Source organism: Photobacterium aphoticum, assembly GCF_001029435.1.
GTDB classification, from domain to species: domain Bacteria; phylum Pseudomonadota; class Gammaproteobacteria; order Enterobacterales; family Vibrionaceae; genus Photobacterium; species Photobacterium aphoticum.
The window spans coordinates 1-14,664 of the sequence record NZ_LDOV01000049.1; the positions used below are offsets into that span (position 1 = coordinate 1).

Genomic DNA, 14,664 nt, shown 5'->3' on the forward strand with positions numbered 1-14,664 from the left:
GTGGTGCTGTGGTGCTGTGGTCAAGATTTCAAAATCCATAGTAAACGCAAGCACTTTCGCTCTTAACTCGTCCCTTTAAACTCGCCCCCCGTCCCTGCCCTTCTCTTCCATAAGACCACTCTTTTCAACCCGCTTTTACGCGTTACTCGGCGCGCAGCATGACTCGAAACTCACCACTTAAATTTCACAAACCACAATTAGCAAACGTTTGCCTGTGGCACTCATCACCTTTTTCTGCGACAATGCATCACAATTATTCAACATACGTTGCTTGGATACTCTCTCTGGCAACAGCAAATAAACCGCGACAGACGGTAACGTAAACGTCAGCTTCATCCTATCCTGCTCACAGCCAGCAATATAGATAGGTACCTCTTCACTGATTGCCGAAAGGAAAATCATGACTGCTCAAATTATTGATGGAAAACTAATCTCGCAAACGGTACGTCAAGAAGTCACTGCCCGTGTCAAAGCACGTGTAGAGGCCAGACTGCGTGCGCCTGGGCTGGCTGTTGTTTTGGTCGGACAAGATCCTGCCTCACAAATTTACGTCGGCAGCAAACGCAAAGCGTGTGAAGAAGTCGGGTTTGTCTCCAAATCCTTTGATCTCCCCGCAACGACCACAGAAGCTGAATTGCTGGCACTGATCGATGAGCTTAACGCTGATACCACCATCGATGGGATCCTCGTGCAACTTCCACTGCCAGCCGGTATTGATACCACCAAAGTGCTGGAACATATCGATCCAGAGAAAGATGTGGACGGCTTCCACCCTTACAATGTGGGACGCCTGTGCCAACGCATTCCCAAGCTGCGTTCATGCACCCCGAAAGGGATCATGACCTTGCTGGAACGCTATAACGTACCCGTACGGGGTAAGCACGCGGTGATTGTTGGCGCCTCAAACATTGTCGGTCGCCCAATGACACTGGAATTATTATTAGCAGGCGCGACTACTACCACTTGCCACCGCTTCACACAAGATCTAGAAAGCCATGTTCGCCAAGCCGATATCGTGGTGGTCGCGGTCGGCAAACCCAATTTCATTCCCGGGGATTGGATCAAAAACGGCGCGACGATCATCGATGTGGGTATCAACCGTTTAGAGGACGGGACATTAGCCGGTGATGTGGAATACGAGATTGCCTGTCAAAAAGCGGCCTATATTACCCCTGTACCAGGTGGTGTCGGTCCTATGACAGTCGCGTCACTGATTGAAAATACCCTTCTGGCCTGTGAGCAATACCACGCGGATAAATAGGTTCGAAGTTCGAGTAATAGTTTGGATCAAAAAAGCGAAAGGTCTAACCCTTTCGCTTTTTTATGCACAAAACATTAATGAGTGGCGGTTACCGAAGCAACAAGCGCTTCTTAAAGCTTGCTCTGCCTCGTGTCTCGCCGCTTATTTCTGCTTCATGGTCTCTTTCAAAAATGCGGTAAATGCTTCACCAAACTCAGGGTGACGCATACCGTATTCGACGAACGCTTGCATGTAACCCAGCTTGCTACCACAGTCATGGCTCTTACCCGACATATGGAAGGCATTCACTTGCTGCTCTTTCATCAGCATGTCAATCGCATCGGTCAGCTGAATTTCATCACCCGCACCCACTGGCGTTCGAGCTAGCAACGACCAGATTTCGGCAGGCAACACATAACGTCCTACAATCGCCAAGTTTGACGGAGCCTCATCCAGAGATGGCTTTTCAACCACCTTCGTCATCGCGGCAGAACCACCAGGTAGTAGCGCTTCACCACCGATATCTGCTACACCGTAGCTAGACACCTCTTCCATTGGAACTGGCTCAACCATCACTTGGCTGATTTGCGTCTCATTAAAGGCGGCAACCATCGCGGCCATGTTTTCACGGCGCAAATCGCTCGCGACATCGTCCAAAATCACATCGGGCAATACGACGGCAAACGGTTCATCACCCACCAATGGATGTGCACACAAAATGGCATGACCCAAGCCTTTCGCCTGGCCCTGACGCACATGCATGATAGTCACATCTTTCGGACAGATATTCTGCACTTCTTCCAACAACTGGCGTTTGACACGTTTTTCCAGTGTTGCTTCCAGCTCGAAAGAGGTATCAAAATGGTTTTCAATCGAGTTCTTCGATGAGTGCGTAACCAGTACGATCTCCTTGATACCTGCCGCCACACACTCATTCACCACATATTGAATCAGAGGTTTATCGACAATCGGCAGCATTTCTTTCGGAATGGCTTTCGTTGCTGGCAACATGCGCGTGCCCAAACCGGCGACAGGGATCACCGCTTTACGAACAGAATGTGAAATAGACATAATATGTTCCATGTTTAAGTTTTGGGCCAACTATACCAAATTCTCAGCATGATACCTAAGTTACTGCATAAACTTAGATATATACCCAATTACTTAATATCAGGATCAACCCTCATCGACTAATCGTGTTTAACAATGTCTTCATTTTGTACGCTAACTTTTACGGGCTTGCCTAGCAAGTTAATCAACATAAATGAGCGCTTTTCACCATCCGGTTCCTGATAAATAGCCTCAATTCCTTTGAATTTCCCTTGTGTCAGTTTCAACATTTCGCCAGGTTTTGGCAATTGGGATAATTTAGCCTGCTGTTCTTCCGAATCTTCATTCATCATTAACCCATATATTAAATCAGGGGACACCGTCTGAGGCCTTGCCCCTTGTCGAATAAAATTAACCACCCCACGTGTTGAACGGATTGTCGTATAGCTTAAAACTTCAGGATCAAAGTAAACAAACATATAGTTAGGAAATAATGCTTCAAGGACTTGGATCCGTTTACCACGAACAAGTTTCTCTACGGTGACCTGAGGGTAGTAACACTCCACCCCTTGACGATCCAGATTGATCACTACACGCTCTTGCTCATTGCGCTTACAATAGATTAGATACCAATCTTTCATTTCCGCCTCATTTGTTTATCTGTCATTGCCTGGTAATTATACCGAAAATTAAACGAGATGCCCCCATACACAACAGATAATCAGTCGGTAAATGATTGTTATTTAGAATTAAGCTTTTATCGCTATTTTTCTATATCCCTACCTTTACCTCACTTACAAATGTAACAAGTATGAGTAATCACCAATGGCGATACTTTACACCTAAAAAAAAGACAAATTCAGCGCATAACTCTAATAAACAATCATTACTCAGCGCCACACCGATGTTTCATCACAGAAAACTGACATTTCAAAATTGACTATTAATCATACAAGTCATTATAAATCATTAGGTTGCAATGTTTTTGTTATGTTTTACAAATGTAACCATTTGCAGTTTAATAATTTGTCCTTTATAAAAGAACCCACATTAGCAAACACAAAACTAATTAAATATAGAGAATAATTATGAGCAATCTAAAAAGTGGTACTTTATTAGGCCACCCGAAAGGTTTGTTCTTACTGTTTGGAACCGAACTGTGGGAACGTTTTTCGTACTACGCGATGCGCGCCATTCTGGTGTTGTATCTGACAGACAAAACCATCGATGGTGGTCTGGGCTGGACGACACAAGACGCACTGAACCTTTACGGCATCTACACTGGACTTGTTTATATTACCCCTCTTATTGGTGGTTGGATTGCTGATAACTATTTAGGTCAACGTCGTTCTATCATTATTGGTGGTATTTTGATGGCATTGGGACAATTCACCCTTGCCCTGCCACACAGCATGATCGACCCGTATGCCGTTAACGCGTTTTATGCAGGTCTGGCACTGTTGATCATTGGTAATGGTCTATTTAAGCCAAACATTTCGACCATGGTAGGCGACCTGTACCAAGAAGGCGATCACCGTCGTGACGGCGCATTCACTATCTTCTACATGGGTATCAACCTTGGCTCTCTATTAGCAGGTATCATTGCTGGTACGGCTTCTGCGGTATACGGCTGGAAAGCGGGCTTCCTGACAGCAGGTATCGGTATGCTGATCAGCCTGGTGACACAGCTTATCTTTGCTGAACGCCTACTGGGTAATATCGGTAAAGTACCGGCAGCAAAACGTGCGGCAGCAATGAACGCTTCTGGTAAGCAAGAGCCACTGACTAAAATCGAACGCGATCGCCTAAAAGTGATCATGATCATGGGTCTGTTCGTGGTGATCTTCTGGGCGGGCTTTGAACAAGCCGGTGGCCTGATGAACATTTACTCTCAACAGTACACTGACCGTATGCTGGGTAGCTTTGAAGTACCTGCGGCTTGGTTCCAGTCACTGAACCCGTTCTTCGTGATCACACTGGCACCGCTGATTGCTTCACTGTGGGTGAAGATGGGTTCTAAAGAGCCGAACTCTCCGGTGAAATTTGCAATGGGTCTTTTCTTCCTTGCTGCAGGCTTCCTGTGCATGGTAGGTGCAACCCTGGAGCAGGGCGGTGATCTGAGCGTGAAAACGTCAATGCTATGGTTGGTTGGTGCGTACTTCTTCCATACCCTGGGTGAACTATGTCTGTCTCCAATTGGCCTGTCTATGGTGACCAAACTGGCACCACTACGCCTTGCTTCTCTGATGATGGGTGCATGGTTCGGCTTTAACGCAGTCGCTAACTACGTTGCCGGTATCATTGGTGCCCACGTAGGTGAAGCCGGTCCAATGGCTATCTTCGGTGGTATCGCTGTCGCTGCAACGGCTTCTGGTCTACTGTTGCTATTGTGCTCTAACCAACTTATCCGTTGGATGCACGGTGCAGAAGGTAAAGCAGTTGAGAAAGAAGACAATAACGCGCAGCCTGTTGAAGCATAATTCGACATATCGAGTTGAATAATAAAAACGGAGAGCCTCGGCTCTCCGTTTTTGTATTTAATAAAAGGGTATCGAGTTGCTAGAAACGAGAACCTAGAAAAACAAAAACATCACTCAATACCATTTTCGCCGCCCCTTTGCTTTTAAATTCCACTAGATACTAGATACTAGAAACTAGGATCTTTTTTCTGCCCCTACCCCTTCCGCTTAAACGTCAAACTGAAACTCGCTGCCCCAATCTCACACAGAGACAAGCGGCCGCCCGACGACGCAAGGTGTAAACGCACACTGTCATTACGGCTGGCATTGTCACCCAGCCATGCCTGACGTGAGATCAATTGGCTGCCATCACTGGTCTGCAGCCGTGCAGACAAACCGGCAGAGGTCAGAGTAATGGTGCGATCTGTGGCATCAAATACGCCAAATAAAGCTTGTAGCTTTGACGCATAGCCGGAATGGCGCATCCCCTTTTCAATCACCTGAATCAAGCCCGACAAACTGCGGTGTTCGGTCATACGGGTACGCAGGTAATCATTAAAAAACGCGCGGATGAGCAACGTCGTGGCGGTACCGTTCTCGCCGCCTGTCGCGGAGTCCACCATGTAAAAGGCCAAGCGACCATTCATCTGCCAGGTATAATCGAGCAGCACGGGTGACACATCCGCCGATTGCAATACGCAGTAATTCAACTGCCAGTCTCCTAAGGAAGACTCCGTAGGCGGCATCAACCCCATCAACAGCTCACGAGCGGCTTGTGGGTTGGCTTTCAGCTCTTTGATGTGCCATTCCAACTCTTCATCAATGATCGTTTCATCATCCACACTGATCCACTGACTGGAAAAATCGCCGTGTGTCGTCACGCTATCCTGGCTTTTCAATACCGACAACAAGGCCGATTTGAGCACCATGATGTTATCCAACGGCTTGATCAGAAAATCTTTCACACCATGACGCAATGCTGTCGCCACATCCCCCATATTGCCCGTCCCTGAAATCACGATCACCGGGATCATTGGGTATTGCACAGACACTTCTTCGACAAATTCCATGCCGGACAGGATCGGCATCGCGAGATCGCACAGCAGCACATCCGGAATCCCCTCCCGGAGCGCCTGCAACCCCTGTAGCCCATCTTCGGCTTCACGCACATGACACCCTTGGCTTTTCAAAAAGCCCGCCAACATGGTTCTGAATACCGGGTCATCTTCGACGATCAATATGTCTTTATCTTCCAGCAAAACGCCACTCCCTTGTGCCAACTTTTTTATATCACTGACGCAGTACACTCCCTGGCATCCCCGGCAGATCGGCACATTTTCGTACAATTCTTACTAACGTATCAAAAGCATAGGCAGGATTCAGGGTGCCGTCAGGCAAAAAACGCCATTAAACCGGAATTAGTTACGTTTTGTTACCCTGTTCAAAATTTAATAATTTCAAACACTAAGAGAAACAGACAGGAATAAAGATGAAGATATCTTGATTTATAGCAAAAGTTATCAGGATAACGTCATCTTTTGACACATTTTGTTATACAATTCTCAATTATAAGTTTTCAGTGATGTAGAGTTATGAAGCTTGACGATTTAAATTTATTCCGCATGGTTGTGGAGAACGGAAGTTACACGGCGGCCTCTCGTAAAACGCAAGTGCCGGTTGCCACACTGACACGACGTATTCAGGCACTCGAAGAGTGTCTCAACATTCGCTTGCTGAACCGTCACGCCAGAAAGCTGTCACTGACAGAAGCCGGGCAAAAATTCTATGATGACTGTAGCCCTCTTCTTCAACGTTTGGTCGATACGGCTGAGCACATCAGCGAAGAGTGCAAAGGCGCCGCCGGTAAACTGAAGATTGCCGCGCCGTCTAATCTGACCAAGGTGATGCTACAACCTCTTCTCAACACCTTCATGCAACAACACCCGGCCATCAATATTGAACTGTCGATGAGCAATGATCCGGAGTTATTGGATCCAACCGATTGGGATGTCATTTTCCGCATCGGTCCGCAACGCGACTCCACTTTAATTGCGCGTAAAATCAATGCCGTTAAAGACATTCTGGTGGTCAGTCCTGAATACTTAAAGCACAATCCTGAGCCGAAACACGCACAAGATCTGCACCAGCATCCGCTGCTGAAAGGTAAGCCGCTCATGCGCTGGCGTCTGACCGATGACAATGGTGAAACCATCACTGTCAGCGATCGTGGCCGCTTTGAGGCCAATGAACTGAATGTGGTGCGTAAAGCCTGTATGGCCGGTCTGGGTATTACGCTAATGCCGGATGTAATGCTGGAAAACTACATTGCATCAGGCAAATTGGTACGTATTTTGGAGAACTGGTCATCTAACGAACGTGATGTGTATCTGATGTATAACCACCGCGACTATCAGCCAGAGAAACTGCGTCTCTTCATCGAATTTGCGAGCGATTACTTCAAACTGTAATCACGCATATCACCGATCATCGCGTGTATTTCCCACCGCTCACCGTGTTGCCCATACAACGTCAGCACGGTAAGCGGGCAATTATCCCCCTCCAGCTTCACACTGCCACGCTGTGGCACACCTGTCTCACCACCGCAACACTCTGTGATAGCTTAAAACCTCTTACCCTGTCCCACCTTGCGAACCCCCTTAACCCCGACTACACGTTAATAGGGAGACCTTATTGAGGACAACCTATGATTTTGGGACACTTATTCGGGCTGTATGCCCATCCGAAACAAGAATGGCGCACCATTGACAAGGAACATGAAGGCATTCATAGCAGTCTGAGCCATATCCTTTTGATTGCCCTGTTTCCTCCGACGTTTGCCTTTTTATCCAGTGTATTGATTGGCTGGCGTATCGGTGTCGGCGCACCAATCTTTCTCACGCCATCCAGCGCTTTTGCCATGTCGGTTGCCATGTACTTCGCATTAATTGGTGGGGTATTTGCACTGGCCTACCTGACCTACTGGATGAGTCACACCTTTGGTTCATCACCCACCTACACCCAAGCACTGGAGCTTGCAGCCTACACCGCCACACCGCTGTTTATGGCCAGTATGGCCGCTGTCTTCCCGCACGTGTGGTTTTTGATGTTGATAGGATTGTTGGGCGTAGCCTACTCGGTGTATCTGCTCTACACCGGCGTGCCCATTTTGATGCATATTCCGGAAGAGCGTGGCTTTATTTATGCCAGTTCCATTGTGACAGGGGGGTTAGTGCTGCTGGTTGCCATCATTGCCGGATCGGTCATTCTCTGGAATGTCGGCATCGGGCCGGAATTTATGCATTAATCAGCTCGTCGCTCGCTCACCATCACAAAAACAAACAGCCCCTGAACCTTGGCTCAGGGGCTGTTATGCTGGCTAATCTGGATGACTAAGCCAATCAGGCTGTTGAATTACACGCCTTCGTTATGCAGTTCCAAATTCGCTAAATCTTGCTGAATTTCACGCTGAGTTTTCGCATCTTCGCTGCGCAGTGATTCCAAGTAGTCCAGATACGTCTGATCGATGTCTGCCGTCACATACGTACCGCTGAATACTGACGTTTCAAACTGCTGAATATCCGGATTGCCTTCTGCTACCGCTTCAACCAGGTCAGACAAATCTTGGAAAATCAGGCCATCAGCGCCGATCATCTTGCAGATCTCATCCACTTCGCGACCGTGTGCAATCAGCTCATTGGCCGATGGCATATCGATGCCGTACACGTTCGGGAAACGCACTTCCGGTGCGGCTGATGCCAGATACACTTTACGCGCGCCGGCTTCACGGGCCATTTCAATGATCTGCTCAGACGTTGTACCGCGCACAATGGAGTCATCCACCAGCAGCACATTCTTATCTTTAAACTCCGAGCGAATAGCATTGAGTTTACGGCGCACGGACTTACGGCGCATTTGCTGACCCGGCATGATAAAGGTACGGCCAACGTAACGGTTTTTCACAAACCCTTGGCGATACGGTTTATTCAATGTTTGCGCGATTTCCAACGCGCTGTCACATGAGGTTTCAGGAATAGGGATCACCACATCAATATCCAGATCGCCCCACTCACGTTTGATCTTCTCACCCAGCTTCTGCCCCATGCACAAACGTGCCGCGTAAACAGAGACTTTATCAATGAAGGAATCCGGACGGGCAAAATACACAAACTCAAACAAACATGGGTTCAATGCCGGGTTGTCCGCACACTGCTGAGTAAACAGCTGACCGTCAAAGGTGATGTAGATCGCTTCACCTGGTGCCACATCGCGCATGAAATCAAAGCCGACAGCATCCAGCGCCACTGATTCAGAAGCTACCATGTACTCGGTCTGCCCGGCCACTTCACGCTTGCCCAAGCACAATGGACGGATCCCTTTCGGATCGCGAAACGCAATCATACCGTGACCAATCACCATCGCGACCACAGCATACGCGCCGGATACCATGCGATGGACTTCTTTCACCGCATTGAAGATTTCTTCCGGCATGATCGGATACGTTTTGGCGTGTTCAAGTTGGTTAGCTAAGACGTTAAGGAGGATTTCAGAATCGGAGGTGGTGTTGACATGACGGCGGGCTTTTTCGAACAAAATGTCTTTAATATCAGAAGCGTTGGTTAAGTTACCGTTGTGCGCCAATGAAATCCCGTAGGGTGAGTTCACATAAAACGGCTGCGCTTCAGAGGCACTGGAACTGCCTGCGGTCGGATAACGTACATGACCAATTCCCACATTCCCTTGCAGACGTTGCATGTGTTTGGCTTCAAACACATCACGCACCAGCCCATTGGCTTTACGGAGACGGAAACGATTGCTTTCTAAGGTAACAATACCCGCAGCATCTTGGCCGCGGTGCTGCAACACGGTCAATGCATCATAGATAGACTGGTTCACCGGGGTTGAACCCACGATTCCGACAATACCACACATGTCCTAAATCCTCGTCACGCTTTAATAGTCGCTTAGTTAAAATTCAGCGAGTCTCTGACGCGGTCAGATCCTCGCTGTAAACGCTTTCCATGGTGCCAGATGCCAGCCTTCAGCTGTGCCATCCAGCGCCTTTACTACATCCGCTCGCTACAGGGCGCGCGGCAAAAAGCTTGATGTGTCTTTGAGGTAAGTGAAGAACCATTCAATCACAACGCCAAACTGAGGGATCAATTGCGATTCCTTCCACCAGTCGGACTTAGATAACCCAGTAAAGGCATCCATGAAGAACAGTAATGCGGCGACAATCAATACGCCACGCACACCACCAAACACTACGCCGAGTACTCTGTCTGTGCCTGACAAACCGGTTTTTTGCACCAGCTGGCCAATCACATAGTTCACCACGGCACCGACAATCAATGTCGAGATAAACAAGGCTGCAATGGCACTGCCATTTCGCAGCATTTCATCCTGAATATTCGAGAAATGGGCTGCCAGTTGCGTATAAAAATTACTGGCGATAAAAAAGGCAGCAAACCAAATCACAAGAGACAAGGCTTCTTTTACAAATCCCCTGATCAAACTGACCAGTGCGGAGAAGCCAATTACGCCTAAAATTACGTAATCAATCCAGATCATCATTTATTGTATTCGTCTTGTTGGTGCGTATTCTAACAGAAAAAATGAGAACGCAAACGTTTACCTAAGGGTTTAGTGGATTAAATCTGACCAATCGGCCTTTTAATCCGGTTAATTTTTGTAATTCTTTCAGTTTTGCCGTGAGCTTGTCTTTTGAGACATCCGGGCCGACAACTACCCTCGCCAACTCTCCTTCTTTTGGCTGTTTAGGAAAAACATGGGCCTGATAGCCTTTCTCGCGCAAGGTCGTCACTAACTGATGTGCATTATCCGCATTACGGAACACACCCAGTTGTACCACCCAACCACTGTCAACATTGCCCGATTGTGGTGGCGCCACCGGCTGCGGCTCAACCTCTACCACCTGATCTGCGATCGACTCAGGCTCTGGCGGCATAATAATGCCATGCTCAGACGTCCCTTCTGACGAAGAATGCTGATTGTCCTCACCGACCACCACCGTGACAGGTTCTGGCGGCAGGTTAACATCGGCAAACTCTGGCGCAGGGATCGTTTCATACTGCGCATCATCCGCTGCTTCCGGCGCTAAGGGAATGCTGGCAAACTGCTCTTGATAGTGCTGCTTTTGTCCATCAAATAAATCGGGAAGAAAAATCACCCCAATGGCAACCAAAATAATGGTGCCAACCAAGCGACTCTGAAATTTACTCGCCACAATCACTCCTATCGGTTGTGTTCACTGCGTGTGTTACTGCATGTTGTTATCGTTAACGTCACTGGCCTTCAATATGGCTGGTGATCTGCCCCACAGTGTAGAAGGAGCCAAATACAATTACCATATCCTCAGGGCCTGCCTGTGTCAGCGCTGTGTCATAAGCCTCCGTCGGTGTATCAAACGCCACGATGTCACCGTCGACATACGGTGCCAGATGACCAATGATCTCCTCAGCCTTTGCTGCGCGAGGGCCGGTCAGAGACGCCGGATACCAGACATCCACCATCTCGTGCATTTCCTTCACGGTGGACGCGATGTCCTTGTCATGCAACATCGCGACGACTGCATGAATACGTTGTTTGCTATCACGCTGTTTGATGTGGGCCAATTGACGAGCAAAATACTCTGCAGAATGCGGGTTGTGCGCCACATCCATGATCACCAACGGTGAAGTTGAGACCACCTGCATGCGCCCCGGCAATGACGCTTTCGCTAAACCGTTGGCGATGTGTTCATCGGAAATATCCAACTCTGCCGTCGCCAGCGCCATGAGCGCTGTCGCCGCATTTGGCAGAGGCAGTGAAGGAACCGGCAGGTTATCTAAGGTAAATGCCCCACTCTGCCACTGCCAGCGATCACCGTTAACCTGATAATCAAACTGATACCCGACCTGATACAGCTGCGCACCAATGTCATCGGCATGGGCTGGCACACTGGCCGGTGGTTGAGGCTGACCACAAATGGCCGGTTTATCTGCACGGAAAATACCGGCTTTCTCATAACCAATCACATTGATGTCATCCCCCAGCCAATCAACATGATCGACCGCCAGGCTGGTGATCACAGAGACGTCATGATCCACGATATTCGTCGCATCCAGACGACCGCCGAGGCCAACTTCCAGTACAACGACATCCACTTGGTGATGCTTGAACAGGTAAAGGCCTGCCAGCGTCCCAAATTCAAACAGACTCAGGCTGATGTCGCCACGCTGCTGCTCAATGGCATGAAATGCCATGCTGTGATCACTATCCGGTAACTCTTGACCATTCACACGAACACGTTCGTTGTAACGCACCAAATGCGGCGAACTGTACACCCCAACGCGGTAACCCGCTTCCAGCAAGATCGCTTCTAACATGGCGCAGGTCGAGCCTTTACCATTGGTTCCCGCCACCGTGATCACACGCGGGGCAGGCTTGGTCAGCGCGGCCTGCGTAGCTACCGCCTGGACACGATCGAGCCCTAAATCAATGGCACTGGTATGAAGTTGTTCAAGGTAGGAAAGCCATGAGGCCAAAGGAGAATCTGCTTGAGGTGCTGTCAATCCGGACATGAGTTATCATTTTTTCAGTTATGCAATATAACGTCTAATTTAACACTGAACGGCACGAACCCAAACCGCCTTGCACGAATAAAGCCGGATTAAGCCCAAAAACGACAAACGGGACCGAAGTCCCGTTTGCTTTTTCTGTTTTCTGATCAGTGATGACATCGTCAATCACCGTGCAGATCAGTCGTCCGCTTTGCTGATGTCTACCTTGTCGGTTTCAACTTCAACGACTGGCGCTTTCACTGGCACAACCATTGGTGATGTGGCATGCGTCATTTTCGCCACCAAACCACCAATACGCTGACGCATTTCACGGCGGTCAACGATCATATCAATCGCACCGTGCTCAAGCAGGAACTCACTGCGCTGGAAGCCTTCTGGCAGCTTCTCACGTACAGTTTGCTCGATAACACGCTGGCCTGCAAAACCGATCAGCGCTTTTGGCTCACCGATATTGATATCGCCCAGCATCGCTAAACTCGCGGACACACCGCCCATCGTTGGGTCAGTCAGTACCGAAATGAATGGCAGGCCTTTAGCTGACAGACGCTCCAATGCTGCACTGGTTTTTGCCATCTGCATCAAAGACATCAAGGCTTCTTGCATACGTGCGCCGCCACTGGCTGAGAAACACACCAAGGCACAGTTGTTTTCAATCGCAGCATCGACGGCACGCACGAATTTCGCGCCAACCACCGAGCCCATAGAACCGCCCATGAACGAGAATTCAAACGCACAAGCCACCAATGGCAGCTCCAGCAAGGTACCTTGCATCACTACAAGGGCATCTTTCTCGCCGCTGGCTTTTTGCGCCGCAGACAGACGGTCTTTGTATTTCTTTGAATCGCGGAACTTCAGCTTATCTTGAGGCTCAAGTTCAGCGGCTAATTCTACCTGGCCTTCGGCATCCAAAAATGTTTCCAGACGGCGACGCGCTTTCATGCGCATGTGATGGTCACATTTCGGGCAAACTTCCAGGTTACGTTCTAGATCGGCGTGATAAAGCACTTGCTCGCATGACGTACACTTCGTCCATACCCCTTCCGGGATTGAGGCCTTGCGAGAGGAGACAATATTGCTTTTTGTAAGGATCTTTTCCAGCCAGCTCATGAATGACCTTTTCTGTTTTCACTCCCTGCTGAGCCGTTCGCCAAGCGATTCTCGGGCCTTAGCAGCAGGGAATTACAAATTCGTTAATTTTTCGAGATGGAATTAAAGCACAAACTTGCCAGTCTGTGGATAAAAAACTGGTACTATGAGTTGTAGTATACTCAAGCCACATCAAAATGTGCGTTTCAGCGATAATGAATTAGCGTCTAATCAAGACGATAATGACCACGCATTCGCCATCCCTCACCTGACCAACATGCTTAATCCGGCAAAAACAGCGGCCCCAATGGCGCTCGCGGTAAACCAAATTCCGCCGGGTAATCCACATCCACCAGGTACAAGCCTTCTGCTTTGGCCGTTGCACCGGCTAATGAGCGGTCTTTTTGCTCCATGAGCCACTGCATCCATTCCGGCTTTTCTTCACCATGACCGACTTTGATCAGGCTACCCGTAATATTACGCACCATGTGATGGACAAACGCATTGGCTTTAATATCAATGATCACAAAATGGCCCTGGCGTGACACGTTAATGTGCATCATGTTGCGCCATGGACTGCGAGACTGACAATGCGCCGCACGGAAAGAGGTAAAGTCACGCTCACCCAGCAGGTATTGCGCGCCTTCATGCATGGCTTTCTCATCCAGCTCGCCATGATAATGGCTGACACCACTGCCCAAAATGGCCGGACGTAACGCATGGTTATAAATGATGTAACGGTAGCGACGCGCTGTCGCGGTAAAGCGCGCGTGGAAATCATCATTCACTTCCGCCGCCCAACGTACAGCGATATCTTTAGGCAGGTTGGCGTTCGCCCCCATGGTCCATGCCACCATTTTACGGCTCATGTCGGTATCAAAATGCACCACCTGACCGGTACCGTGTACCCCTGCGTCAGTACGACCAGCACACTGCACTTCTACCGGATGGTTGGCAATTTTACTTAAGGCTTTCTCTAAACGCTCTTGCACGCTGTCTGCGTGGCTCTGACGCTGCCAACCGGAGTATTTTGTACCGTCGTACTCAATACCTAACGCTATTCGCATAATTCACTTCGTATTTTACTGGCGGCCAAAGGCCATGGATAAAAGAGAAAGGATTATAGGGGATAGAGGGGCGAGATTAAAGGGACGCGGAAGAGCCGCCCTCGGGTTCTGTGGTTCTGTGGTTCTGTGGTTCTGTGGTTCTGTGGTTCTGTGGTTCTGTGGTTCTGTGGGGTGAGTCGTAT

General features: G+C 48.9%; 14 protein-coding genes. 4 read left to right on the plus strand and 10 right to left on the minus strand.

Annotated elements, in window-relative coordinates; translation table 11 throughout:
- Positions 1–177: 177 nt before the first annotated feature.
- On the minus strand, positions 178–402 hold the full coding sequence (locus ABT58_RS21900; protein WP_047876569.1) for a hypothetical protein: 225 nt from the start codon (positions 400–402) through the stop codon (positions 178–180).
- On the opposite strand from ABT58_RS21900, the gene folD reads away from it, so the two are divergent.
- The gene (folD, locus tag ABT58_RS21905; RefSeq protein WP_047876570.1) at positions 401–1,261 is read left to right on the plus strand and encodes a bifunctional methylenetetrahydrofolate dehydrogenase/methenyltetrahydrofolate cyclohydrolase FolD; all 861 of its coding nucleotides are present in this window, start codon (positions 401–403) and stop codon (positions 1,259–1,261) included. The genes ABT58_RS21900 and folD overlap by 2 nt on opposite strands.
- A gap of 141 nt (positions 1,262–1,402) precedes the next feature.
- Here the strand turns inward: folD and galU are convergent, their stop codons facing one another.
- Positions 1,403–2,311, minus strand: coding sequence for a UTP--glucose-1-phosphate uridylyltransferase GalU (gene galU, locus ABT58_RS21910; protein ID WP_107205106.1), 909 nt, complete (start codon positions 2,309–2,311; stop codon positions 1,403–1,405).
- A gap of 119 nt (positions 2,312–2,430) precedes the next feature.
- Positions 2,431–2,931: a transcription/translation regulatory transformer protein RfaH gene (gene rfaH / locus ABT58_RS21915; protein ID WP_047876572.1), complete on the minus strand. Its 501-nt coding sequence runs from the start codon at positions 2,929–2,931 to the stop codon at positions 2,431–2,433.
- 447 nt (positions 2,932–3,378) lie between these two features.
- Here rfaH and ABT58_RS21920 point away from each other — a divergent pair, with 447 nt between their 5' ends.
- Complete coding sequence (locus tag ABT58_RS21920) at positions 3,379–4,770, plus strand: peptide MFS transporter (RefSeq protein ID WP_047876573.1); 1,392 nt, start codon at positions 3,379–3,381, stop codon at positions 4,768–4,770.
- 194 nt (positions 4,771–4,964) lie between these two features.
- Here the strand turns inward: ABT58_RS21920 and ABT58_RS21925 are convergent, their stop codons facing one another.
- Positions 4,965–6,008, minus strand: a complete 1,044-nt coding sequence (locus tag ABT58_RS21925; RefSeq protein WP_047876574.1) for a response regulator — start codon at positions 6,006–6,008, stop codon at positions 4,965–4,967.
- Positions 6,009–6,341: 333 nt separating this feature from the next.
- Between ABT58_RS21925 and ABT58_RS21930 the strand changes: the two genes are divergently transcribed.
- Both ABT58_RS21930 and ABT58_RS21935 read left to right on the plus strand, forming a co-directional pair.
- Positions 6,342–7,217: a LysR family transcriptional regulator gene (locus ABT58_RS21930; RefSeq protein WP_047876575.1), complete on the plus strand. Its 876-nt coding sequence runs from the start codon at positions 6,342–6,344 to the stop codon at positions 7,215–7,217.
- Positions 7,218–7,453: 236 nt separating this feature from the next.
- Positions 7,454–8,053: a Yip1 family protein gene (locus tag ABT58_RS21935; protein ID WP_047876576.1), complete on the plus strand. Its 600-nt coding sequence runs from the start codon at positions 7,454–7,456 to the stop codon at positions 8,051–8,053.
- A 107-nt stretch (positions 8,054–8,160) separates the two neighbouring features.
- Here ABT58_RS21935 and purF read toward each other — a convergent pair whose 3' ends face one another.
- The 6 genes from purF to truA form a co-directional block, all read right to left on the minus strand.
- Positions 8,161–9,678 carry an amidophosphoribosyltransferase gene (purF, locus tag ABT58_RS21940; protein WP_047876577.1) on the minus strand — a complete coding sequence of 506 codons (1,518 nt, stop codon included), beginning with the start codon at positions 9,676–9,678 and terminating at the stop codon, positions 8,161–8,163.
- Between the two features lie 147 nt (positions 9,679–9,825).
- Complete coding sequence (gene cvpA, locus ABT58_RS21945; RefSeq protein WP_047876582.1) at positions 9,826–10,317, minus strand: colicin V production protein; 492 nt, start codon at positions 10,315–10,317, stop codon at positions 9,826–9,828.
- 64 nt (positions 10,318–10,381) lie between these two features.
- Complete coding sequence (locus ABT58_RS21950; RefSeq protein WP_047876578.1) at positions 10,382–10,993, minus strand: SPOR domain-containing protein; 612 nt, start codon at positions 10,991–10,993, stop codon at positions 10,382–10,384.
- 58 nt (positions 10,994–11,051) lie between these two features.
- The gene (gene folC / locus ABT58_RS21955) at positions 11,052–12,329 is read right to left on the minus strand and encodes a bifunctional tetrahydrofolate synthase/dihydrofolate synthase (RefSeq protein WP_047876579.1); all 1,278 of its coding nucleotides are present in this window, start codon (positions 12,327–12,329) and stop codon (positions 11,052–11,054) included.
- Between the two features lie 177 nt (positions 12,330–12,506).
- A complete protein-coding gene (accD, locus tag ABT58_RS21960; protein ID WP_047876580.1) occupies positions 12,507–13,436 on the minus strand; it encodes an acetyl-CoA carboxylase, carboxyltransferase subunit beta in 930 nt (309 codons plus the stop codon).
- Between the two features lie 260 nt (positions 13,437–13,696).
- Positions 13,697–14,482 (minus strand): tRNA pseudouridine(38-40) synthase TruA, encoded by a 786-nt coding sequence (truA, locus tag ABT58_RS21965; protein ID WP_047876581.1) that lies wholly within the window; start codon positions 14,480–14,482, stop codon positions 13,697–13,699.
- Between the last annotated feature and the right edge of the window lie 182 nt (positions 14,483–14,664).